General features: G+C 66.2%; 22 protein-coding genes. 10 read left to right on the top strand and 12 right to left on the bottom strand.

What is annotated here, in order from left to right; all coding sequences use genetic code 11:
* The first annotated feature begins 368 nt into the window (after positions 1-368).
* The 6 genes from Q0Q36_RS01335 to Q0Q36_RS01310 all read left to right on the top strand — a co-directional run bounded on the left by Q0Q36_RS01335 (position 369) and on the right by Q0Q36_RS01310 (position 6,436).
* Positions 369-1,022: a hypothetical protein gene (locus Q0Q36_RS01335; RefSeq protein ID WP_293795005.1), complete on the top strand. Its 654-nt coding sequence runs from the start codon at positions 369-371 to the stop codon at positions 1,020-1,022.
* Positions 1,022-2,257 (top strand): DUF4350 domain-containing protein, encoded by a 1,236-nt coding sequence (locus tag Q0Q36_RS01330; protein ID WP_293795004.1) that lies wholly within the window; start codon positions 1,022-1,024, stop codon positions 2,255-2,257. Before Q0Q36_RS01335 ends, Q0Q36_RS01330 begins: the two co-directional genes overlap by 1 nt.
* Positions 2,226-3,182, top strand: coding sequence for a MoxR family ATPase (locus tag Q0Q36_RS01325; protein WP_293795003.1), 957 nt, complete (start codon positions 2,226-2,228; stop codon positions 3,180-3,182). Before Q0Q36_RS01330 ends, Q0Q36_RS01325 begins: the two co-directional genes overlap by 32 nt.
* Positions 3,179-4,492: a DUF58 domain-containing protein gene (locus Q0Q36_RS01320; RefSeq protein WP_293795002.1), complete on the top strand. Its 1,314-nt coding sequence runs from the start codon at positions 3,179-3,181 to the stop codon at positions 4,490-4,492. Before Q0Q36_RS01325 ends, Q0Q36_RS01320 begins: the two co-directional genes overlap by 4 nt.
* Before the next feature lie 98 nt (positions 4,493-4,590).
* Positions 4,591-5,547, top strand: coding sequence for a stage II sporulation protein M (locus Q0Q36_RS01315; protein ID WP_293795001.1), 957 nt, complete (start codon positions 4,591-4,593; stop codon positions 5,545-5,547).
* Positions 5,531-6,436 (top strand): RDD family protein, encoded by a 906-nt coding sequence (locus tag Q0Q36_RS01310; RefSeq protein WP_293795000.1) that lies wholly within the window; start codon positions 5,531-5,533, stop codon positions 6,434-6,436. The genes Q0Q36_RS01315 and Q0Q36_RS01310 overlap by 17 nt, the downstream gene beginning before the upstream one ends.
* A gap of 24 nt (positions 6,437-6,460) precedes the next feature.
* Here the strand turns inward: Q0Q36_RS01310 and Q0Q36_RS01305 are convergent, their stop codons facing one another.
* Complete coding sequence (locus Q0Q36_RS01305; RefSeq protein WP_293794999.1) at positions 6,461-7,144, bottom strand: hypothetical protein; 684 nt, start codon at positions 7,142-7,144, stop codon at positions 6,461-6,463.
* Positions 7,145-7,475: 331 nt separating this feature from the next.
* Positions 7,476-8,489, bottom strand: coding sequence for a tRNA dihydrouridine(20/20a) synthase DusA (dusA, locus tag Q0Q36_RS01300; protein WP_293795103.1), 1,014 nt, complete (start codon positions 8,487-8,489; stop codon positions 7,476-7,478).
* A 285-nt stretch (positions 8,490-8,774) separates the two neighbouring features.
* On the opposite strand from dusA, the gene Q0Q36_RS01295 reads away from it, so the two are divergent.
* A complete protein-coding gene (locus Q0Q36_RS01295) occupies positions 8,775-10,598 on the top strand; it encodes an ABC transporter ATP-binding protein/permease (protein WP_293794998.1) in 1,824 nt (607 codons plus the stop codon).
* A gap of 39 nt (positions 10,599-10,637) precedes the next feature.
* Here the strand turns inward: Q0Q36_RS01295 and Q0Q36_RS01290 are convergent, their stop codons facing one another.
* The 4 genes from Q0Q36_RS01290 to Q0Q36_RS01275 all read right to left on the bottom strand — a co-directional run bounded on the left by Q0Q36_RS01290 (position 10,638) and on the right by Q0Q36_RS01275 (position 14,709).
* Positions 10,638-11,468 (bottom strand): ABC transporter permease, encoded by an 831-nt coding sequence (locus Q0Q36_RS01290; RefSeq protein ID WP_293794997.1) that lies wholly within the window; start codon positions 11,466-11,468, stop codon positions 10,638-10,640.
* A 4-nt stretch (positions 11,469-11,472) separates the two neighbouring features.
* Positions 11,473-12,363 (bottom strand): ABC transporter permease, encoded by an 891-nt coding sequence (locus Q0Q36_RS01285; RefSeq protein WP_293794996.1) that lies wholly within the window; start codon positions 12,361-12,363, stop codon positions 11,473-11,475.
* The gene (locus tag Q0Q36_RS01280) at positions 12,360-13,427 is read right to left on the bottom strand and encodes an ABC transporter ATP-binding protein (RefSeq protein ID WP_293795102.1); all 1,068 of its coding nucleotides are present in this window, start codon (positions 13,425-13,427) and stop codon (positions 12,360-12,362) included. Before Q0Q36_RS01280 ends, Q0Q36_RS01285 begins: the two co-directional genes overlap by 4 nt.
* Positions 13,428-13,518: 91 nt before the next feature.
* On the bottom strand, positions 13,519-14,709 hold the full coding sequence (locus Q0Q36_RS01275; protein WP_293794994.1) for an extracellular solute-binding protein: 1,191 nt from the start codon (positions 14,707-14,709) through the stop codon (positions 13,519-13,521).
* A gap of 162 nt (positions 14,710-14,871) precedes the next feature.
* Here Q0Q36_RS01275 and Q0Q36_RS01270 point away from each other — a divergent pair, with 162 nt between their 5' ends.
* The gene (locus tag Q0Q36_RS01270) at positions 14,872-15,567 is read left to right on the top strand and encodes a GntR family transcriptional regulator (RefSeq protein ID WP_293794993.1); all 696 of its coding nucleotides are present in this window, start codon (positions 14,872-14,874) and stop codon (positions 15,565-15,567) included.
* A gap of 45 nt (positions 15,568-15,612) precedes the next feature.
* A complete protein-coding gene (uxuA, locus tag Q0Q36_RS01265; RefSeq protein WP_293794992.1) occupies positions 15,613-16,809 on the top strand; it encodes a mannonate dehydratase in 1,197 nt (398 codons plus the stop codon).
* 57 nt (positions 16,810-16,866) lie between these two features.
* Here uxuA and Q0Q36_RS01260 read toward each other — a convergent pair whose 3' ends face one another.
* From Q0Q36_RS01260 to Q0Q36_RS01235, 6 genes are all read right to left on the bottom strand, one after another.
* Entirely contained in the window at positions 16,867-17,568 is a 702-nt protein-coding gene (locus tag Q0Q36_RS01260; protein ID WP_293794990.1) for an urease accessory protein UreE, read from the bottom strand.
* 110 nt (positions 17,569-17,678) lie between these two features.
* Positions 17,679-18,716, bottom strand: a complete 1,038-nt coding sequence (locus Q0Q36_RS01255; RefSeq protein WP_293794989.1) for an ABC transporter substrate-binding protein — start codon at positions 18,714-18,716, stop codon at positions 17,679-17,681.
* Between the two features lie 73 nt (positions 18,717-18,789).
* The gene (locus tag Q0Q36_RS01250) at positions 18,790-19,677 is read right to left on the bottom strand and encodes a DUF1003 domain-containing protein (RefSeq protein WP_293794988.1); all 888 of its coding nucleotides are present in this window, start codon (positions 19,675-19,677) and stop codon (positions 18,790-18,792) included.
* Positions 19,678-19,856: 179 nt separating this feature from the next.
* Positions 19,857-20,174 carry a hypothetical protein gene (locus Q0Q36_RS01245; protein ID WP_293794987.1) on the bottom strand — a complete coding sequence of 106 codons (318 nt, stop codon included), beginning with the start codon at positions 20,172-20,174 and terminating at the stop codon, positions 19,857-19,859.
* A 107-nt stretch (positions 20,175-20,281) separates the two neighbouring features.
* Positions 20,282-21,178: a PfkB family carbohydrate kinase gene (locus Q0Q36_RS01240; protein WP_293794986.1), complete on the bottom strand. Its 897-nt coding sequence runs from the start codon at positions 21,176-21,178 to the stop codon at positions 20,282-20,284.
* Between the two features lie 4 nt (positions 21,179-21,182).
* Entirely contained in the window at positions 21,183-21,632 is a 450-nt protein-coding gene (locus Q0Q36_RS01235) for a VOC family protein (protein WP_293794984.1), read from the bottom strand.
* Positions 21,633-21,736: 104 nt separating this feature from the next.
* Between Q0Q36_RS01235 and Q0Q36_RS01230 the strand changes: the two genes are divergently transcribed.
* Complete coding sequence (locus tag Q0Q36_RS01230) at positions 21,737-23,182, top strand: cation diffusion facilitator family transporter (protein ID WP_293794982.1); 1,446 nt, start codon at positions 21,737-21,739, stop codon at positions 23,180-23,182.
* Positions 23,183-23,235: the final 53 nt, after the last annotated feature.

The raw sequence follows: 23,235 nt of genomic DNA, 5'->3' as shown, positions 1-23,235 counted from the left end.
GGGCCGGAAGGTCTTACGATGATCATGAGCCGGATTCACCTGCTTTTGGCCATTCACGGCTCGGTGAGGCAATACGTCCGGGTACGTCGACCAACGACCCGAGGATCCCGATGCGGCCGCTTCGCGATCGCAGTCAGTTCAGCCAAGCCCGGGCCTATCGCCCCGGCGTGCGGCCCGCGGCCGGCATCGCGGATTTCGAGCTTGGGTGCTTCATGAAACCGGAGACGGCGTAGCCCATGCACCGCCGACACGAGGTCGGCGACGAGCAAGCCGTGATAGAACAAGCTCAGCCCCTTGCGCATTCTCAGGCTATGGCAGCGTTCGTTTCTTCGCCATAGTGCCTTCGGCCGCCTACGGATTCGAAGGTTGTGAAGCGACTGCCTCTCCTGCTTGTTGCATTCTGCGCCTCCGCGTTGGGCGGCGCCGCGCGGGCGGCCACGGATGCCGGCGAGATCGTCAGGCAGAGCATCCGCCGCCATGACATCCAGACGGACATGCCCGTGCCCGAGCCGAAGGCCGCGAGCTGGCTCGACTGGCTGAAATTCGACATCTCCCCCGACACCCTGCGCCTCCTGCTCTGGGGCGCCGTCATCCTTGGTGTGACCGTGACGATCTGGTCCCTGCGCGACAGCCTGCCGGGCTTCAGCCGCTCGCGGCGGATCAAGGCGGCCGAGACGACATCCGGCTTCTCCAACCCGTCCGCCCGGATGGAGGAAGCGCAGCTCGAAGCGGATGATCTCGCCAGCCGCGGGCAATATGGCGAAGCCATGCATGTGCTGCTGCTGAAGAGCCTCGGCGAAATCCGCTTGCGGCTCGGCACCAGCTTCGCGGTTTCGCTGACGAGTCGCGAGATCCTGCGCAAAGTCTCGCTGCTGCAAGCGGGCACCGGCGCGCTCGGGGCGATCGTCCAATCGGTCGAGCAGACCTATTTCGGCGGACGCTCGGCTGGGCGGGAGGATTATCTGGGCTGCCGGCGGGAATTCGAGACGCTGAAACGCTCGCTGGCGATGGGCGCGGCCTGATGGGGGCAGCGACCTTCCAACCGCGCGTCCTTGCAGCGCTTGCCGCGGCCCTCTGCGCGCTGTTCGCCGCCTCGCTGCTACTGACCGGGATGGGCGGGCGCGAGGCGGAGGGCCTCGCCTCCGGCGCCAACAGCCATTCGAACTCGGCCGTCGGCCATCTCGCCTTTTACGATCTGCTGCGCGGATCGGGTTACCGGACAGTGCGGGCCGAGGATCGACCGCTCGAAGCGGTCGGCGAGACGGGTGTCCTCATCCTGGCCGAACCGGCGGGGAGTCTGACGAGCGACGAGAACCGCAACAAGCTCTCGACCGCAGGCCGCATCCTGCTCGTCCTGCCGAAATGGACCGTGCGACCCGGCGAAAGGCGCAAGGACTGGATCGGCCAGGCGGAGCTTGCTTCACCGCTGCGGGTCCAGTCGGCGCTCAGCGCCGCGGTCAGTGGCGGCGATATCATCCGGACCAAGCCGCCGGCCTCCTATACGAAGACGATCGCGGCGGCGGATCCGACCGTGCAGGGCGATATCCAGTTGATCAAGGGCTCCAACCTGACGCCCTTGATCTCCACCCCGGACGGTATCCTGCTCGGCGAGTTGCGGCAGGGCAGCCGTCGGACCCTCGTGCTGGCCGATCCTGATCCGATCGAGAATCACGGCATCGGCAAGGGCGCGAACGCTGCCTTCGCGCGCGATGTGATCGCGGCCCTGCTCGACGGCAGGAACCGCACGCTGGTCTTCGACGAGACCATCCACGGCTTCCGCAGATCGCCGCCGAACCTGCTGAAATTCCTCTATGAATTTCCGCTCAATCTCGTCCTTGCCCAGATCGTTGTGGCGGTGGCACTGCTGCTCTGGGCGGCGATGGGGCGCTTCGGCGCGCCGCTGCCGGCACCGCGCCGGCTCGATGCCGGCCGGCATGCGCTGATCGGCAATGCCGCGGCGCTGGTCGATTATGCCGGCCACCATGCCGCGATCCTGCAACGCTATATCGCCATGACGCTTCAAGACGCGGGACGGGCGCTGCGGGCACCGGCCGGGCTCGAAGGCGCCGCGCTGACCGCATGGCTCGCAAAGGCCTCCGAGGCGCGCGGCATCGACCCGAAACCGCTCGCAGGGCTGAGTGACAACCCCGCTGCCGGTTTCCGCAATCTCGCCTCGCTGCTAGCCGCGGCGCAGGCCCTCCATCACTGGCGCAAGGATCTGCCGCATGGAACTCCGCGACGTCTCGACGATCACTGAAGGTCTCCGGGGCGAGATCCGCAAGGCCGTCGTCGGCCAGGACGAGGTCGTCGACCTGATGCTCGTCAGCCTGCTCTGCGGCGGGCATGTGCTGCTGGAGGGAGTGCCGGGCACGGCCAAGACCCTGCTGGCACAATCCTTCGCGGCGGGGCTGTCGCTGCGCTTCGGGCGCATCCAGTTCACGCCGGATATGATGCCGGGCGACCTGCTCGGCACCAATCTCTTCGATTTCCGCACCAGCAGCTTCAACCTGACGCGCGGCCCGATCTTCACTGACATCCTGCTCGCCGACGAGATCAACCGTACACCGCCCAAGACGCAGGCCGCGCTGCTGCAGGCGATGAACGAGCGCAACGTCACCATCGACGGTACGACCCATCCGCTGGGCGAGGCCTTCATGGTGGTCGCGACGCAGAACCCGATCGAGCAGCAGGGAACCTATCCGCTGCCGGAAGCGCAGCTCGACCGCTTCCTGTTCAAGATCAACCTCGCCTATCCCAACCGCGACGAGGAATTCGCCATCGTCGCGCGCCATGGGCATCGCGCCGCCATGCCGAAGCTCGCGGAGTTCGGTCTCGCCTCCGTGGTCTCGGAAGAGCAGTTGCTGGCGGCTCGCGCCCTGGTCGGAGGGATCGCCCTCGGCGAGCCGCTGGTCGGCTATATCGTCGACCTGGTCCGCACGACGCGTGAGCATCCGGCTATCGAGACCGGCGCCTCGCCGCGCGCCGCGACCATGCTGGCCTCGGCCAGCCGGGCGCGTGCGGCGACGCAAGGGCGCGACTTCGTCATCCCCGACGACGTCAAGGACATCGCCCTGCCCCTGCTCCGTCACCGGATCGTGCTCGCACCCAATGCCGAGATCGACGGGCTCGTCGCCGACAAGGTGATCCTCGAACTCATCGACCAAGTCGCCGTGCCGCGATGATCAGGCCGACCCCGCGCGCCGTCCTCCTCTTCGCGGCGACCGTGCCGGTCGCCATCGGCCTGCTGATCCACGACGCCACGCTCTGGCCGATCGCGCTCGATCTCGGCCTGTTCGTGCTGGCCCTGATCGGGCTCGATGCCGTGCTCTGCGTCCGGCCTTCGCGTCTGGCCCTGACGGTCGATGCGCCTCCGCGCCTCTATATCGGCAGCGAAGGGCAATTGATCGTGAGCGCCGCCATCGAGGGGGCGTCGCGACCGATGTCCATCGAGGCCCTGCCGGAACAGAGCGGCGACGCCGCGCCGCCCGAGCCCGCCCGGCTCGATGTCCCGCGCGCAGCCGTGGGCTCGGCCGCGCTGCCGATCCGGCCGCTGCGGCGCGGGCGCATCACCATCGAAGCGCTCTGGCTGCGCTGGCGCGGGCCGCTCGGTCTCGCCGGACGGAGCCTGCGCCGGCCGCTGGCGCTCACGATCGACGTCGTGCCCGATATCCGCGGCATCGCCTCGGCTGCCGTGCAGTTCTTCAGCCGCGATGCGATCGACGGCATCAAGGTCCAGCGCCAGAAGGGCGAGGGTACGGAATTCGAGTCCCTGCGCGATCATGTCCAGGGGCTCGACAACCGCTTCATCGACTGGAAGCACTCGGCCAAGCACCTGAAGCTCCTGTCGAAGGAATTCCGGATCGAGCGGAACCACCAGATCGTGCTGGCCTTCGACACCGGCTACCTGATGGCCGAGCCGATCGATGGGCGGCCGCGGCTCGACCACGCCATCCATGCCGGCTTGCTGATGGGCTGGGTCGCATTGCGCAGCGGCGACCATGTCGGCTCGTTCGGCTTCGATTCCCGCATCCGGCAATATGTCCAGCCTTCGCCCGGCCGCAGCGCCTTCGCCCGGCTCCAGAACGCCTCAGGCCAGCTCGGCTACCGGGCCGAGGAGACCAATTTCACGCTGGGCCTCGCCGAGCTCAACGCCCGCCTGAAGCGCCGGGCGCTGGTCGTCCTGTTCACCGAGTTCATCGACACGACCACGGCCGGGCTGCTGCTGGAAAGCCTGCAGCGCATGGCCAACCGCCATGCCGTAATCTTCGTCACGCTGCGCGACCCGTTGCTGGCCGATATCGTCGATGCCGAGCCCGCCGGCTTCCGGCCGGTCGCCGAGGCGGTCGTCGCGCGCGACCTGCAACGCGAGCGCGCGGTCGTGCTGGAGCGGCTGGCGCGCATGGGTGTGCATTGCCTGGAAATCCCGCCGCGCGGCCTCGCTGTCGGCCTCGTCAACCGCTACCTCACCATCAAGCAGAGGGGGCTGCTATAGAACCGAACAGCGCCCCAATCGCCGCTCCACCCACCCCGGTCGCGACCATCACGCTGCGCAGCGCCGAATTCCGCCGGAATCGCGAGACCGCCTGGCGAATGCTCGACAGCCTCGTTTCGCGTGTCGAGAAGAAGGGCCTGTCGCGCCTTTCCGCCGAGGAATTGCAGGAACTGCCCCTGCTCTACCGGACGGCCGCCTCCTCGCTCTCCGTCGCGCGCTCGATCGCGCTCGACCGCAACCTGATCCTGTATCTCGAAGGACTGGTGCTGCGGGCCTTTTTCGTCGTTTACGGGCCGCGCGTCGGCATCCTCGAGGCGCTCGGTGGCTTCCTGAAGCGCGGCTTTCCCCAGGCGGTTCGCGGGGCCGGCTGGCATATCCTGCTGGCGACGCTCGCCGTCTCAGCCGGGATCGCCATAGGCTACCTGATGGTGCTGCCGAACGAGGCCTGGTTCAGCCTGCTCGTTCCCGAGAGCATGGCGGGCGGGCGCGGCCCGGCGAACACGGCCGACCAGTTGCGCCGGACCGAAATCTTCGCGCCCTGGCCCGGCTTCGTCGATTCCTTCGTGGTCTTCGCCAATTTCCTGTTCCGCCACAACGCGACGATCGGGATCATGACCTTCGGGCTCGGCGTGCTCGGCGGCGTCCCGACACTGCTGCTGCTCGGCTACCAGGGCCTCATCCTCGGCGCCTTCCTGGCGCTGCACTACAATCGCGGCCTGCTCGTCGACTTCATCGGCTGGCTCTCGATCCATGGCGTGACCGAGATCGGCGCGCTCATCCTGTGCGGCGCGGGTGGGCTCGTCATCGCCGAGAAGGTGCTGTTTCCCGGCCGCTACAACCGCCTCGACAGCCTCGCCATGGCCGGCAAGGCGGCGGCGGGACTCGCCGGCGGAGCCGTGCTGATGCTCTTCGTCGCGGGGATCATCGAGGGCGGACTGCGCCAGCTCGTCGCCTCGACGCCCTGGCGCTTCGCGATCGGCGGCGCGACCGGCGTGCTGTGGGCGGCCTATTTCCTCTCGATCGGCAAGCGTGGAAGCCATGGCTCAGCGACTTGACCGCATCAACCGTCTGCTCGACGGCATCACCCGCAACCGGCGCGAGATCATCACGCCGGAAGGCGTCATGCTGGAGGTGGATATCGCGAACCATGGCGAGCGGCTCGTCGCCTTCCTGATCGACTTCCTGTTCTGGATGCTCGCGACGGTCCTTCTCTTCCTAGTGCTCGGCCTGACGGTGCTGCACGGCGTCACCGGCTCGGTGACGTTCACGGTCGTGCTGTTCCTGTCCTTCCTGCTCCGGAACCTCTATTTCATTCATTTCGAGCTGCAGAGTCAGGGCGCGACGCCGGGCAAGCGCATCGTCAACCTCAAGGTGATCGACCGCAGCGGCGGCCCGCTCCTGCCCGGCGCGATCGTCGCCCGCAACCTGACGCGCGAGGTCGAGATCTTCCTGCCGCTCGGACTGTTCTTCGCCGTGCCGAAGATCGGAGCCGGTGCCGAGTTCTGGACGGCGGCGAGCTATTTCGGCTGGGCGGTCGCGCTCTCGGCCCTGCCCTTCTTCAACCGCGACCATCTGCGCGCCGGCGATCTCATCGCCGGGACCATGGTCATCTCAGTGCCGCGACGGACGCTGCTCGCCGAGCTCGCGGAAGCGCAGAGCCGCTTCGTCTTCAGCCGCAAGCAGCTCGATGCCTATGGCGCCTTCGAATTGCAGGTGCTCGAGGAGCTGCTGCGGCGTCCCTCATCGCCCGATACGCACAGCATGCAGCGGCAGGTCTGCGAGAAGATCTGCCGCAAGATCGGCTGGGCGGAGCCGGTTCCGCCGGCTGAGACGCTCGATTTCCTGAAAGCATTCTACACGGCGGAGCGGGCGCATCTCGAACGCGAGCAGCAATTCGGGCGCTACCGCGCCGACAAGAACGAGCCGGCCGCGACCGGTCCGTGAAGGATCGGCGCGGACGGGGATCGATCAGTCGAAGACACTCGCCAGCGTGTCGAGGTCGATGCCTTCCTTCGCCATGCGCAGGTCGTGATAGATCACTGCGGAGAGGACGGCACCGAAGGCAGTCGAGACGACCTGCCAGGCAAAGCTCAGCGTCTGCCCCACCAGACCGACGCCCCCGATCTTCGCGAGCACGAAGGCGCCGACAAGGGCGATCACCACGACGAGCAGGAACAGCCCGAAGATCTGCCAGCGATAGCCCTTGGTCAGTGCGACGCTGCGGCTCGTACTGGCAGTCACGCCCAGCTTCTCGATCACACAGGCTGGGACTGCGACATAGAGCATGCAGCCGATGATGACGCCCGGCACGATGAGAAGCAGGAAGCCGAGCCCTGTCGCGAGGCCAACGATGATGCCGACGCCGATGACGGGAATCGTACGCGAGAACCCGATTCTCAGGGAATCCCTGATGGTGAAGGGCTGCTGGCGCATTTCCTGGAAGGCGCCATAGAGGCTTGTCGCTTGTGCCACGGTCTGAAGCACGAAGGTCAGGAGCGCGGTCAGCATGGCACCGATGGCGATGCCGGACGGCGAAGGTGCGCTCGACGACAACGCCCCCAGCGTCACGAGGAAGACCGGGATCATCGGCACCAGCGTCAGCAGCACGAACTTGCCGAACTGACGCCCGAGGATTGCGAAGGTCTTGTTCATCACCGAGCCAATACGGAATTGACCTGGTGCAACGGCAAAACCGCTGGGTGAGACGCCGTCCATTTCCCCTCCCTGAATTATGGCCAAAACATGGCATCGATCAATTCATACAACAACCCATGCTGCAATCAATCTCGCCCGGGACGCCTTGGCGATCCCACCCCGAGCGGCTTGACGATATCCTGAAACGGCGTGCGAGCCTGGACCTGGACCGGCGCTGATCTGGGAACGACCGCGCATTCCCACCTCGCGGCGCGGCCGCATGATCGTAATCGGACGGGGACCGTAGCGATGGCCCGGCCATTCCGTCGAAGCTGCACGGCCCGCGCGATCAGGCGGCCGCAGCGGCCTCGCGGCGCGAGACATGTGCGATAGCCGCGCGAAGGTCTCTCAGCGTCGCATTGGCGCCGACACAATGCTCCGCGAGATGGCGGCGGAACTGGCGCGCGCCCGGCCGGCCGGGAAACAGGCCGACGAGATGGCGGGTGAAGGCATGCACGCGCCCGCCCCGCTCCAGATGTGCAGCGATATACGGCTCCAGCGCTTCAAGCATCGCGAAGGCGTCCGTCACCGGCGCCTCCCGGCCGAAGAGCAGCGGGTCGACCTGAAGCAGGATCTCGGGGTTCTGATAGGCCTCACGGCCGATCATCACGCCATCGAGCTTTTCCAGATGCGCCGGCCACTCGGACGCAGCCTTGATGCCGCCATTGATCGCAATCGGCAGGTCCGGATTGGCGGCTTTCAGGCGATAGGCGCGCTCATAGTCGAGCGGCGGGATCTCGCGGTTTTCCTTCGGCGAGAGCCCCTGCAGCCAGGCCTTGCGGGCATGGACGATCAGCGCATCGACGCCGGCTGCACGCACCGAAGCCGTCAGCGCATCGAGCGCCGTCTCCGGGTCTTGATCGTCGACGCCGATGCGGCATTTCACCGTGACGGGGACCTTGACCGCCGCCTTCATCGCCGCGACGCAATCGCCGACCAGCGCCGGCTCGCGCATCAGGCAAGCACCGAAGGCTCCGCCCTGCACGCGGTCCGAGGGGCAGCCGCAGTTCAGGTTGATCTCGTCATAGCCGAAATCGGCGCCGATCTTCGCGGCTTCCGCCAGGAGCTTCGGGTCGTTGCCGCCGAGCTGGAGCGCGACGGGATGTTCCATGGTGTCGAAACCGATCAGCCTCTCGCGGTCGCCACGGATCACGGCCTGCGCCGTCACCATCTCTGTATAAAGCAGCGCATGGCGCGACATCAGCCGATGGATGACGCGGCAATGCCGGTCGGTCCAATCCATCATAGGCGCCACGGAAAAGCGCCAGAAGCGCGCCTCGACGCGGTCTGCTGTCGTCTTAATATCCGTGCTCAACGCGGGTGACCTGCCGGTGCCTTGTTTCGGTGATGCCGGGTCGCCGCCGGGCACCCGTGCCGTCAAACGCTGCCGAAGCGGCGAAACTGCGGCGTATATGGAGCAAATCGCCGCGATACGCGAGGGGCACGGCACGATTTTCGAGTCCCGCCACCCTGAGCAAGTCCCGCCCGACACGGACGCCATGGAACCGCGCCCCCGGCCCGGTCGTTGGAAGCCATGGCTTTGACGCCGATGAAGACGGTACCGACCTCAGGACAAGACGGATAGGACATGGCCGACGCTCCGCGCGTTTCGCGACGCTCCCGCATGCGCCAATTCTTCCGCGTCGCGCTGCGCTACTGGCGCGGCAGGACACGCTGGCGCGCCTGGGCGCTGACGATCACCGTCCTCGTCTTCATCGCGGCCCAGACCGCCGCTGCCGTCGGCATCAACCGCTGGAACCGCTGGTTCTTCGATGCGCTCGAAAAGCGTGATGTCGGCGCCGTCTGGGCAACGACCGGCTGGCTGCCTTTCCTGCTGGGAGCTGCCGCCCTGTCGATGTGCGGCCTCGTCATCAGCCGCATGCTGCTGCAGGTGCGCTGGCGCGAAAACCTGACGCGCCGCCTCTCCGGCTGGTGGATCGCGGATCAGCGCTACTACCGCCTCGGATTCCTGGCCAGGAACATGACCGCTCCGGAATACCGGATCGCCGAGGATGTCCGCCTCGCGATCGAGCCGCTGGTCGAGCTTGCCATCGGCCTGATCACCGCCTTCGTCACAGCCGCGACCTTCGCCGCGATCCTCTGGCAGGTCGCGGGCTCGGCGGAGTTCATGCTGGGTGGCACGATGATCGTGATCCCCAGCTACATGGCGATCGCCGCGGTGATCTATGCGGCCATCGCCTCGCTCGGCGCCTATTTCGCCGGCCGGCCGCTGGTCGCGCGCGTCGCGCACAAGAACGAGATGGAGGCGCAGTTCCGGGCCGAGATGACGCGGCTGCGCGAGAATGCCGAGAGCATCGCGCTGATCAAGGGCGATGCCGACGAGCGCAACTCGGTGGGCGAAAGCTATGGGAAGGTCGTCGCCGCCTGGCTCAGGATCGTGCGCCAGCAGGGCGTGATCGCGCTCGTGCTCAATACCAACAGCGCGCTGTTCCCAATCGTACCGCTGTTGCTGATCGCGCCGAAATTCCTGACGGGCGCCATCACGATGGGCGCCGTCGTGCAGGTCGTCGCAGCGTTCAGCGCCGTCCAGGCGGCTCTGATCTGGTTCGTCGACAATTTCGTGCGCTTGGCCGAGTGGTTCGCCTCGGTCACTCGCGTCGACGAGCTGATGGAAGAGCTTGAGGCGCTGGATATCGGCACGATCATGGAGAAGGACGAGCGGATCGCGCTCGGCGAGAGCGATGACGGCGCGATCCATCTCGACAACCTGTCGATCGCCCACAGTAATGGCCGCGTCGTCGTGGCCGATGCCACCGTCACCATTTCGCAAGGCGCGAAGGTGCTGATCGCGGGCGAGAGCGGCTCGGGCAAGAGCACGCTGATCCGTGCACTTGCCGGCATCTGGCCTTGGGGCTCCGGCTCGATCCGCGTGCCGGCCGGCCAGTCGATCGCCTTCGTGCCGCAGAAGCCCTATCTGCCGCACGGTACCCTGCGCACCATCCTGCTTTATCCGGATTCGGACCGCACCGTCCCGGACAACGAGATCGTCGCGGCGCTGAAACGCTGCGGCCTGGGCTATCTCGCCAAAAAGCTCGACCTGGAAGAGGAGGAATGGGACCGCGTCCTCTCCGGCGGCGAGCGCCAGCGCGTCGCCTTCGCCCGCCTGCTGCTGCAAAAGCCCGATATCATCGTGATGGACGAGGCGACCTCGGCACTCGACGAGGAGAGCCAGGCCTCGCTGCTCAGCCTGTTCGAGGAAGAACTGGCGGAGGCGACGCTGATCAGCGTCGGCCACCGGCCCGGCCTCGAGGACTACCACGACCAGAAGATCACGCTGGAGCGCCGGCCCGCCGGCGCACACCTGACATCCCGGCGGCTCAAGAAATCGCTGTGGCGGGTGTTCAGGAGCCGCAGCGCCGCCAATGAGGACGAGCGCGCGGACGTCCCATGAAAGTGGCGGCGGCGCTCGCGGGAGCGCCGCCGATCCCCATCACTTCTTGGCGCGGGCGACGATCTGCGTCGGGTTGACGAAGCGCAGCGCGATGATCAGCCAGATCAGTGTCGTGACCATGTAGATCACCGCCATGGCGTCGATCGACTGCACAGCGCGGACACCGGCGGCAAAGACCGCGTAATAGAGCGCGACGACGAGCGTCTGGCTGGTCGGGCCGGCCGTGAGGAAGGTCAATTCGAACATCGCGAGCGTCCTGACCAGAACCAGCAGCAGCGCCGCGAGGATGCCGGGCATGAGCAGCGGCAGCAGCACATGGATGAAGAGCTTGAAAGTGTTGGCGCCGAAGACGCGCGCGGCCGACTCGATCTTGGTGTCGATCTGTTCGATGAACGGGATCATTACCAGGATGACGAAGGGCACGGTCGGCACCAGGTTCGCCAGCACGACACCCGACATCTGGCCGGCGAAGCCGGTCTGGTAGAGCACCGTCGCCAGCGGGATACCGAAGGTGATCGGCGGCACCAGCAGCGGCAGCAGGAAGAGCAGCATGACGAGCTTCTTGCCCGGGAAATCGCGGCGGGCCAGCGCATAGGCTGCGGGCACGCCGATAAGGCCCGAGAGCGCCACCACCAGGAAGACGATCTGGAAGGTGACGAGCAGCACGTCATAGAGCTGAAACTCCGACCAGGCGGCCGAATACCAGCGCGTCGTCCAGCCGGCCGGCAGCCAGGTGCCGAGCCAGCGCGTCGAGAAGGACGAGGTCACCACCGTCGCGATCATCGCGAAGAGGTTGACGACGAAGAAGCCGATCAGCGTCCAGTTCGCGGCCGCCCAGAGCTTCGTCGAGAGACGGGTGTCTTTCACCATGGGATCAGCCCTTTCCGCCGCCGGCAGGGCCGCGATACAGCAGGCCGCGCGCGGCCAGGACCACGACGACGATGGCGAGCTGAACCACGCCCATGATCATCGCGACGGCCGAAGCCATGGAGTAGTCGTATTCCTCGAAAGCCGCCTGATAGGCCGCGATCGAGATGACGCGGGTCGGCCCCGAGGGCGCGCCGAGCAGCACCGCCGAGGGGAAGACCGAGAAGGCCTGCACGAAGCTCAGGCAGAAGGTGATCGCGAGCCCCGGCAGCAGCAGCGGGAAGAGGATGTGCTTGAAGCGCTCCCAGGGACCTGCGCCCAGCGTCGCGCCCGCCTGCTCCAGCGCCGGATCGATGCCGGAGAGATAGGACAGCGTCAGCAGGAAGGTGAAGGGGAAGCCGGTGATGACCAGCGAGAGCATCACGCCCCAGTAGTTGTGGAGCAGCTTCACCGGCGAGGAGATGATGCCGAAGGTCATCAGCACGCGGTTGAACCAGCCCTGCGGCCCCAAGTAGTTCAACAGGCCCTCGGCGACGAGCACGGTGCCGAGCGTGATCGGGATCACCAGGATCGTGGTCAGCAGACGCTGGTTCTGCATCAGGCGGACGCGGAAGGCGATCGGGATCGCCAGCAGGAGCGTAGCGACCGTGACGGGAAGAGCAAGCCAGAGCGTCGTCGCGATCGTCCCGTAGAGGAAGCGATCGGAGAAGAAGCGCTGGTAATTGGCGAACATGCCGCCCTGCTTCGGCTCGAAGGAGAGCACGAGCCCGTAGAGGAACGGGTAGATGAACAGCGCCAGCAGGAAGAGGATCGCGGGGACGACGAGCAGCGTCAGTCCATCGAGCCCCTTCGCCGCCAGCCGCTGCTTCAGCGGAATGGAGGAGGTGTCCGTGCTCACGCCGCCGCTCCATAGACGAGGACGCGGTCGGGATCGGCGGCGAGCGTCACCGCCTCGCCGGGCGAGAGCTTGTCATGGGCGAGGAAGGACAGATCCGTGCCATCGGCCATGCGGGCGAAACCGACGAACTCGCGGCCGCGGAACTCGGTCGAGACGACCTGCGCCTTGAGGCCGGGCTGGCCGGCCGCGACCGGGTGCAGGTCCTCCGGGCGGATCGCGAGATAGCCCTCAGTGCCGGCGGAAACCGCGTTGCGCGCACGACCGGAGAGCTGGGCATCGCCGACAGCGACCGTCGCCTTGCCGTCCGCGGTCGCGGCGATCTTGCCCTTCACCTTGTTGCGGAAGCCCATGAACTCGGCGACGTCGAGATGGTCAGGCCGCATGAACAGGTCTTCCGGCGTGCCGACCTGACGGACCTGGCCGTCGCGCAGCACGACGATGCGGTCGGCGAGCGAAAGCGCCTCCTCCTGGTCGTGCGTGACGTAGATCGTGGTGGCGCCTAGCGTGTTGTGGATGCGGCGGATTTCGGCGCGCATCTCGAGGCGCAGCTTGGCGTCGAGGTTCGAAAGCGGCTCGTCCATCAGCACCAGCGGCGGCTCGACCACGATGGCGCGGGCGATGGCGACGCGCTGCTGCTGGCCGCCGGAGAGCTGGCCGGGCAGTTTCTCGGTCTGGCCCTGCAGGCGCACCAGCGCCGCGGCCTCGGCGACGCGCTTGTCGATCTCGGCCTTGGGCATGCCGCGCATCTTCAGGCCGAAGCCGATATTCTTGTTCACGCTCATATGCGGGAACAGGGCATAATTCTGGAAGACCATGCCGAAGCCGCGCTCTTCGGGCCGCAGCGGGTCGATGCGCTTGTCGTCGAGCCAGATGCCGCCGCCGGTCGCCGGCAGCAGGCCCGCGATCAGGTTCAGCGTCGTCGACTTGCCGCAGCCGGACGGGCCGAGCAGCGCGATGAACTCGCCCTTGCCGATCGTCAGCGAGACGTCCTTGAGCGCGTTATGGGTGCCGAAGTCACGGCTCAGACGATCGAGCTTGAGCTCGCGGAACGAGGCTGCGTTGATGGTCATGGCTTCCGGATGGATCTGAGAACGGGGTCGAAGGAACCGGCGGCGGGCCTGGGCGCGAGGCACAAGCCCGCCGCCGCAACCGGACTTACTTCTTCTTGGCGCCGCCGACCGTCTCGTCCCAGATGCGGAAGGCGATGACCATCTTGTCCGGGTTGAGCGGGGTTTCCATCGGGTTGTCGGCGATCAGCTTGTCGTATTCAGGCCGGCCGAACTCGGCGATGGCCTTCTGGCTGGATTCCGGCGCCATCGAGAGCGGCACATCCTTCACCGCCGGGCCCGGATAGAAATAGCCCTCGTCATAGGTGTAGGCCTGCTGCTTCGGCGTCAGCATGTGGCGGATCACGTCGAGCAGCACGTTGAGCTTCTCGTCGGAGACGCCCTTCGGGATCATCATGTACTGAGCGTCGGTGACCCAGTGGAAACCCTTGAGCGCCTGAATCTTGGCTTCCTTCGGCACAATGCCGAGCACGCGCGGATTGATGTCCCAGCCGGTGGTCGAGATGATGATGTCGCGCGAGCCGTCGCCGAGCTCCTTCATCGTCTGGCCGGTGCCGGCAGGGTAATACTCGATGTTCTCGCCGAGCTCCTTGAGATAGGTCCAGGTCTTGTCCCAGCCCTTCTCCGGATCCTTCGGATCCTTGTCACCCAGGAGATAAGGCAAGCCCATGATCCAGGTACGGCCGGGGCCGGAATTGGCCGGACGGCCGTAGAAGAAGCGGTTCTTGTTCTGTTTGGTCCAGGCCAGCAGCTCTTCCGCCGTGGTCGGCACCTGCTTGACGCGGTCCGGCATGTATTCGAGCAGCGGGCCGGACGGATAATAGACCATCGCCATGCCCTGGCCCTGGCCGAGATTGTGCATGGCGAGTGCCGGCTTGAGATAGATATCTTCCGGCTTCGGCAATTCGGCCTGCAGGCGCGGCAGCAGGTCGACCCAGAGCTTCTGCTCGATGCCGGCCGAGAGCACGTCCAGGCCACCGATGACCATGTCGATGTCGAGGCGGCCGGCAGCCTGCTGGGCCTTGATCTTCGCGGGCAGTTCGGGCGCCGGGGCCTTGGTGAAGACCATGCGCGAGACGGCCTTGGGATTGGCCTTCGGGTAGTTCTCCAGCGGCGTCTGCACGAGAGCGAGCGCGCCGCCGACGTCGATGACGCTGATCGTGAGCGGGGACGCCGGCAGCTTGAGCTGCTGCGCGAACACACCCGGTGCATGGGCTGCGACGCCGAGACCGGCGACACCGCCGATGAAATGACGCCGATTGATGCTGTCGTGAGTCATGATTTCTCCTCCAGATGCGGATGCCCGCTTGCGAGCTTATTGTTATGTTGCGCTGGCTCGACCGTTCCGATCCGGCCCCGCCCCTCGCACCGGAAACCTGCCAAGTTGACGCAGCCCCCGGTTGATCAGTATCCTAGTATACTAGTCGTCGAGAGCTTGGCAATGGCCCACCCTGCAACCCGACATAGCACCGACCAGATCTACAGTGTTCTGCGCAGCGACGTGATCAGTGGCGCGCTGAAACCGCGCGAATCGATGTCGGAGGCGCGGATGGCGCTGCGCTTCGGCGTCAGCCGCACGCCGGTCCGCGAGGCGTTCAAGCGGCTGGTCGACGAGGGCTTCCTCGTCGCCGTCCCGCAGGTCGGCACCTTCGTCGCGCCGATCGACCTTGCCGCCGTCCATGACAGCCAGTTCGTGCGCGAGACACTGGAATGCCGCACCGTGGTGCTGGCCGCGCAACGCATCGGCGAAGCCGATTGCCGCCGGCTCGCCGCGCAGGTCGAGCAGCAGGCAGAGGCTGTCCGGCGCGGGGATCGCTCCGAGATCTTCCGCCTAGACGAGGTGTTCCATGCCGAGATCTCGCGCATCGCGGGGCACCGCGCCGTTTGGAGCATGATCGAGGGCATGAAAGCCCAGATGGACCGCGTCCGCTGCCTCTCGTTGGAGACGCCATCCTGGTCCGAGGTGATCCTGAACGAGCACAGGATCATCGCCGCCTGCGTGATGAAGCATGACGCCAAAGGCGCGGAGGCCGCCATGCGCGCGCATCTGCGCACCGTCTTCGCGACGATCGACACGATCGCGAAGGACCATGCGGACGCCTTCGACGATTCCCGCCTCGCCCACGAAGACCCCTGACACCGCTCTCCGGCACAGCGACATCTCTCACAAGGATATTAGACCATGGAACAATGCTGGCGCTGGTTCGGGCCGGACGATGTCGTGACTCTGGCGCAGGCCCGGCAGGCCGGGGCGACCGGCATCGTCAACTCGCTGCACCAGATCCCCTATGGCGTGGTCTGGAGCGTCGAGGAGATCGAGAAGCGCCAGGCGATCGTCCGCGCCGACAAGAGCCTTGGCCTGGAATGGAAGGTGGTCGAGAGCCTGCCGATCCATGAGAGCGTCAAGATCGGCGAAGGCGATCTCGAAACCATCTTCGAGAACTATCGCCAGTCGATGCGCAACCTCGCCGCCTGCGGCCTTGAGGTAATCTGCTATAATTTCATGCCGGTGCTGGACTGGACCCGCACCGAGCTTGCCCACAAATTGCCGGGCGGCGGCACGGCTTTGCGCTTCAACCTGCATGAATATGTCGCGCTCGATCATTTCATGCTGAAGCGCAAGGGCGCCGACGAGGGCCATTCCGCCGAGGTGATGGACAAGGCCAGGGCCTGGTTCGAGAAGTCTTCGCAGGCCGATCGCGACCGCTTGCTATCCAGCGTGATGGCCGGCCTGCCCGGCGCTTTCGACCGCTACGACCTGCCTGGCCTCGCCCGCATCCTCGAGCGCTACGCCGGCATGACCCATGACAAGCTGCGCGCCAATCTGAAGCGTTTTCTGGAGGCGATCATCCCGACCGCCGAGGAAGTCGGCATCCGCATGTGCATCCACCCGGACGACCCGCCGCGCTCGCTGTTCGGCCTGCCGCGCATCTGCTCGACCGAGGACGACATCGCCTACATCCTCGGCTCGGTCGAATCGCCGGCGAACGGGCTGACGCTGTGCTCGGGCTCGCTCGGCGCCAACCCGAAGAACGACGTGCCCAAGATCGCGCGCCGCTTTGCCGACAAGATCTGGTTCGCGCATCTGCGCAACGTCGCCAAGGACCCGGACGGCTCCTTCATGGAGGCCGAACATCTCGGCGGCGATACCGACATGGTCGCGCTCGTCGATGCATTGATGGCCGAGGAGCAGCGCCGCAAGGCTGCCGGCCTTGCCGCCTGGCAGATCCCGATGCGGCCGGACCACGGCCATGAGTTGCTAGACGATGTCGGCAAGGGCAGCTTTCCGGGCTACCCGGCCGTCGGGCGCCTGCGCGGCCTCGCGGAACTCCGCGGCGTCATGACCGCACTGGCGCAGGTCAAGGGCTACGCGGCCTGAGACGCGAAAGGCGGGCCTCAGGCCCGCCTTTGCAATAATTCCGCGACGCTTGCTGGCTCAGTGATCGTGGGAGTGGCCCTTGTGGCCATGCGCGGCACCATGACCGTGCCCATGATCGTGGTGGCCGTGGCCGTGATGGTCGTGGTCATGGCCGCAGCCACAGCCCTCGCCATGGATATGCTGGTGCTTGTGATCATGGTCGTGCTTGTGCGCATGATCATGACCGTGGTCGTGATGACCGTGGTCATGACCATGATGATGATGATCGTGATGGTCGTGGCCATGATGATGATGGTCGTGCCCGCAGCCGCAATCGTCGCCGTGGGCGTGGTGATGCACCTCCGCCTCCGGCTGAAACGGACGCTCGACCACCGTCATCGCGCAGCCCTGCCCCCGCACCAATTCGCCAAGCGCGGCATCGTTCGGGACATAGAGGGCATCCGCCGTCATCTCGGCGGGGACGTGATGGCCACCGAGATGCCAGGCGAGGCGCACCAGTCGCAGCGGGTTCTCGGCGCGGATTTCCAGCAGGCTTTCCGGCGCGGCCTTGATCTGGACGAGCGTGCCATCTTCCAGCTTCAGTGCGTCGCCGTCGTTCAGCATCGTCGCCTTGTCGAGCGAGATCGCGAATTCCAGCCCGCCCGTCGCGCGGACGCTCACGCCATTGATCGCACGATCGCGATGGCCCAGCGGCAGCGTATCGACGACGCGCTCGGCCTTGACGGCGGCCTTGCGGAGAACGGAGGTGGCGCGGAGCATCGGTGGCGATCCCATGGCTTGAGGCCGAGCGCGACGCGCCCGAGCCCGGATCGCAGCTTAGTAGCACAAACCGGGGGCCGTGCTACCAAGCTCGAATGTCGCAGAGACGGTCAGCGCGGCAGTGCTTTGACCTCGGTGTCGAACTTCTTGAGCAGGCGCGAGCGCTCGGCCGGCGAGCCCCAGCGCGGGGTGTCGTAGTCGATCAGCTTCATCTCGGCGAATTTCGGCGCGTCCGGCGAAAGCAGCGAGTTCTTGTTCGACGGGATCGAATTGATCTTCAGCTTCGCGTTGATGTTCTGGGCATCGGGCGAGAGTGTGAAATCGACGAATTTGCGGGCGGCTTCGGGGTTCTTGCCGCCCTTGATGATCGAGACCGAGCCGGTCTCGTAGCCGGTGCCTTCGCAGGGAGCGACCGTTTCGATCGGCGCGCCCTGCAGCTTCTGCGTCAGCATGTCATGGATGAAGGCGATGCCGACAGCCGTCTCGCCGAGTGCCGCGGCCTTGACCGGGGCGATGCCGGACTTGGTGTACTGGCTGATGTTCTTGTGCAGGCTCTTGAGGAACTCGAAGCCCTTCTCCTCGCCGAGGCGCTGCACCGTCGTCGCGAGGAAGACATAGGCCGTCCCGGAGGAGCTGGGATCGGCGATCTGGACTTCGTCGCGCAGCTTGGAATCGAGCAGGTCTGCCCAGCATTTCGGCGGTGCGATGCCCTTCTTCTTCAGGACTTCGGTGTTGTAGCCGACGCCGAGCGCGCCGAGATAGATGCCGTTGGTGCGGAACTTCGACTGCTCGGCATGGCGCTGCGCCCAGTCATGCAGTTCCGGCAGCTTCGGCGACTTGTACTCGTCGAGCAGGCCTTCGTCGGCCGCCTGGAGATGCGGCTCGCCCGGCCCGCCCCACCAGACGTCGCCACGCGGATTGCTGGCCTCGGCCTTCACCTGCGCATAGACCTCGCCGGTGCTCTTTCTGATCATCGCGACCTTGATGCCGGTCGCCTTCTCGAACATCGCCGCACCCTCGCGGCACTGCTCCTCGAGGATCGAGCAATAGACGGTCACCTGGCCCTGAGCGAAGGCCGGCTGCGCGGCCGCCGTGAGCGCCAGACCTGCGAAAAGCGCGCCAATCGGCACAAAACGCGGAGCAATCATCCTCATCCTCCCGGGCAGATTCGTTTGCCGACGAAAAGACCGGCGCGCGGGAGGCGAGTCAAGCGGAGGGCGGCTAAGCCTCGCCCTCCGGCTTGTCGGGCGCGGGAGCGGCGAGCGCCTCGACCGGCTTCGTGCGCTTCTTCTTCACCGCGGGCTTCTTGCGCCGCTTCGCCCGCACCTTCGGCAGTTGCGCCTCCTGCAGCATTTCGAGCTGAACCTGCTGGATTTCGGCGAGGCGCTGCCATTGCCGCGTGACGAGATGGTCCATCTTCTCGTGCAGGTGCCGGATTTCGAGCTCCGCCTTGAGATTGACCTGGTAGTCGTTGAGCGAGCGCAGGCGGTCCTTCGATTCCTGCCGCTTCTGGCTCATCATGATGATCGGCGCCTGCACCGCCGCGAGGCAGGACAGCACGAGGTTCAGCAGGATGAAGGGATAGGGATCGAAGGCCTTGGCCTCGCCCATCAGGGCATTGATCGCCATCCAGATAACCAGCACGAAACCAAAGCTGATCAGGAAGGCCCAGGAGCCGCCGAAGCTCGCGAGATGATCGGAGAGCTTCTCGCCGAGCGTGCGGTGCTCCTCGAAATCGTCCTCGGTGTTCTCGGCGATGGTTTCCTGCCGGGCGATGCTCTCGGCGACCTCGCGGTCGAGGTCGGAATATTCGCCGTGCTCCTCGCGCAGGATCTCCTCGACATAACGTGTGCGGTAGCGCGCGAGCTCCTTCAGGCTGATCAGCGCGTGGTCCGGCAGATCGGGAAAGTCGGCGCGGATATGGTCGACGAGAGCCGGGCGCAAGGTGCCGATCTCGATGAGGTTTTTTCGCGCCATCTCCTGGCCGCTTACCGCACAGACGCCGCGCTTCTTGCTGGCCGCGCCGTTGACGCTCGCCTTCTCGGCCAAGGTCGCGAGAGCGGCCGATGGCGCCTCCGCGACCTGATCTTCATCCTGTTCCTGTGTCATTCCCTGTCCGTCTTCGCGTCCAGCACATCGTGCAGATTGCATCTGATCTTTGCGCGGATACCAGCACCCAAAAGTCCGAATTATGGCAACCGCCGCAACGTGCTCGCCCGGCGAGGCAGCCACCTCTCCGGGCTCATCGTCATAGCCGGAGCGAAACCGCCCGGCAGGAAGCCTACGCGTCAAGCCTTGGGCTTGTTATCCTCATCGGACTCCGCCTCGTCTTCCTCATCCTCGTCGGCTTCCTCGCCGTCCTCGTCCTCTTCATCGACTTCGTCGAGGTCGAGATATTCGTAACCGAAGACGATCTCGCCGGTTTCCGGATCGAAGGCGCTGGCCGAGGAATCCTCGAAGGCCTCGATCAGCAATTCGGCATCCTCGGCCCCCTCGACATCGAAGCGGCGCACGGCCTCCTCACCATCGGCCCGCAGGACGAGTTCGATCGACCAACCCTTCCCCGTGGTATCATAGATGCACTTCAGACCCTGGATCGCCAGCATGATGCTCTCTCCTGAGCTCGACCGATGCGCGGCAGCGCGCGCCGGGTCAGATGCCCGACGCGCATGACGACTGCGCGACGTTGGAGAGAGCAGAGCTTTTGAACGGGCTAGGAGCCGGCCTGCGCCAGGAAACGCTCGACCTCGTCACGTTTCGGCGCACCGCTGCGGCCGCCGAAGCGTGTGCATTTGATCGCAGCCGCCGCGGAGGCGAAGCGGATCGCTGCCGGCTCGGCCTGCCCTTCGGCCAACGCCAGCGCGAAGGCGCCGTGCCAGACATCGCCGGCGCCGAGCGTATCCACCGTCTCGACGGCGAAAGCCGGGCTGTGCCGGACCTCGCCGCCGTCCATGAACAGGACGCCCTCCTTGCCGAGCGTGACCGCAAGCCAACTCGGGACACCGGCCGCGACCTTGGCAAGGCCGGCGCGCGGGTCCTCTTCGCCAGAGATCTCGCGCAAGGCCTGCTGGCTGAAGGCGACATGGCTCGCCGTGCCCACCAGATCGGGATGCGGCGGCCGGCGGTCTCCGTCGAGCACACCCGGCACGTCGGCAGCGCGGGCGAGCTTCAGGGCGGCGAGCGCCCCCTCCCCCCAGCGCGTATCGGCAAGCACGGCGCCTGCGCCTTTCGGCAAGCTTGCAGGTAGCCAGTCGACATCCTCAGGCATCGCCGGGTCGGAATGCGAGATCACCATGCGCTCGCCCTCGGCATCGACGAGGATGGCCGAGACCGGAGAAGTCAGCCCCGCGACGCGGCGGGCGAAGGCCGTGTCGACGCCTTCCGATTCGAGATCGGCGACGATCTGGTCGCCGGTCAGATCATCGGCAAGGCGCGTCACCAGCCAGCAGGCACCGCCGAGACGCGCGATCGCGACCGAGGCATTGCCGGCGCAGCCGCCGCCGACGACGGCAAGACCGCGCGAGCGGTATTTCTCGCCGCGCGTCGGCATGGTCTCGACGCTGTAGACATAGTCCAGCGTCGCGATGCCCAGGCAGAAGACGCCGACCAAGACCTCACCAGCTCCCGGTGTTCTGCATGCTCGCCCACGGCTCGGCCGGCGGCTTCGGATCGCCCTTCTGGAGCAATTCGATCGAGATGTTGTCGGGCGAGCGGATGAAGGCCATGTTGCCGTCGCGCGGCGGGCGGTTGATGGTGACGCCAGCCTTCATCAGCTTGTCGCAGGTCGCGTAGATATCGTCGACCTCATAGGCGAGATGGCCGAAATTGCGGCCGCCGGTGTAGTTCTCCGGGTCCCAGTTATAGGTCAGCTCCAGCGTCGGCCGGCCGCGCGAAGCGCCGGCCTTCGCCTCGGCCAGATCGTCGGAAGCCGCGAGGAAGACCAGCGTGAAGCGGCCCTTCTCGTTCTCGATGCGGCGGGTTTCGACCAGCCCGAACTTGTTGACGTAGAAATCCAGCGCCTGATCCAAATCGGTCACGCGCACCATGGTGTGGAGATATCGCATCGTCTTTCCTCGTTGAGGGGCGGCAGGGTTGATCCGTTTCCCAAATCAGGCAAGAGCATCGGCACTCCAGACCAACTCGCCAAGCCATCTGAACAGGACGCGCCATGACGACAACGCAAGACGGGCCGGCGACGGCATCGGCCGTGCGCGCCACGCCCGCCCAGATCGCGCAGATCAAGCAGCGCGCCGCGATCCTTTCGGTGATGGCGACGATCCTGCTGACGGCGGCGAAGATCGTCGGTGCGATCATTTCCGGCTCGCTCGCCCTGCTCACCGACGCCCTGCAAGGGCTGGTCGATGTCGGCTCGACGCTGTTCACATGGTTCGCCGTGCGGGTTTCCGACAAGCCGGCGGACGAGGAACACCATTACGGTCACGGCAAGGTCGAGGCGCTCGCCGCGCTGGTCGAAACCGCCATCCTGTTCACGCTCGCCGGCGCGATCCTGTGGGAGGCCGGCAACCGGCTCTGGACCAATGTCATCGCGCATGTCGAGGTGACGCCGCTCGTCATCGGCGTGCTCGTGCTCTCGATGATCGTCGACGCCATCCGCTGGCGCTCGCTGACCAAGGTCGCCAAGGAGACCGGCAGCGAGGCGCTTGCCGGCGAGGCCACGCATTTCTCGGCCGATTTCATCGGCTCGACACTGGTGCTCGTCGGCCTCGTCGGCATCTGGTACGGCTTCGAGCGCGCCGATACCGCCGCGGCCTTCGCCATTGCGGCCTATACCGCCTTCTCGGCCTATCGCCTCGCCCGGCGCGTGCTGGATACGCTGATGGATGCAGCGCCCGAAGGTGTCAGCGAGACCCTGCGCGAGGTTGCGCGCGGCGTGTCCGGCGTCGTCGGCATCAACTGGCTGCGCGTGCGCCCGGCGGGAGGGCGCGTCCATGGCGAGATCGGCATCAGCGTCTCACGGACGCTGCCGCTCGACCGAGTGGTCGCGATCAAGGCCCAGCTTGCCGACGCCCTGCTGAAGGCCGAGCCCGGGGCCGAGATCACGATCACCGCCGATCCCGTGCAGGTCGACGACGAAACGGCACTGGAGCGCGTGCTGCTGATCGCGCTGAAACTGAAGATCCCGGTGCATCACGTCACCGTCCACTCGATCGGCGACAAGCTCTCGGTCAGCCTGGACATGGAGGTCGACCAGAGCCTGCCGCTCGGCGACGCCCATGAGATCGCGACCCGACTGGAAAGCGCGATCCGGGCCGAATTCGGCGGCGAGACCGAGGTCGAGACCCATATCGAGCCGATGGAGACCGGCCAGCCCCATGGACACAACGCCGCCTGGGAAACCGTCGAGGATATCGGCAAGGCGCTCGCGGGCGAGGCTGCGAAGGTCGCGGGGCCGATCCACGACATCCACAGCGTGCGCGTGCGACAGACCGCCAAGGGGCTCGTGGTCAACTACCATTGCCGCGTTGACCCGGCGCTCAACGTCGCCGCCGTGCATGATGCGGTCGACGCGATCGAGCGCGCAGTGCGCCTTGCCCGCCCGCAGGTCTGCCGGCTCGTGAGCCATGCGGAGCCCGCGGTTCCGGCCGGCAACTGAGGCCCAAGCCGGCGAGGCTTCCGACGGCGCCCGGCAAGGGCTACATACGCTCC

The sequence above is a fragment of the uncultured Allobosea sp. genome, from assembly GCF_945957345.1.
In the GTDB taxonomy this organism is placed as follows: domain Bacteria; phylum Pseudomonadota; class Alphaproteobacteria; order Rhizobiales; family Beijerinckiaceae; genus Allobosea.
Note: the sequence above shows the minus strand (reverse complement) of the source record. Positions and strands in the feature narration are given on the sequence as shown.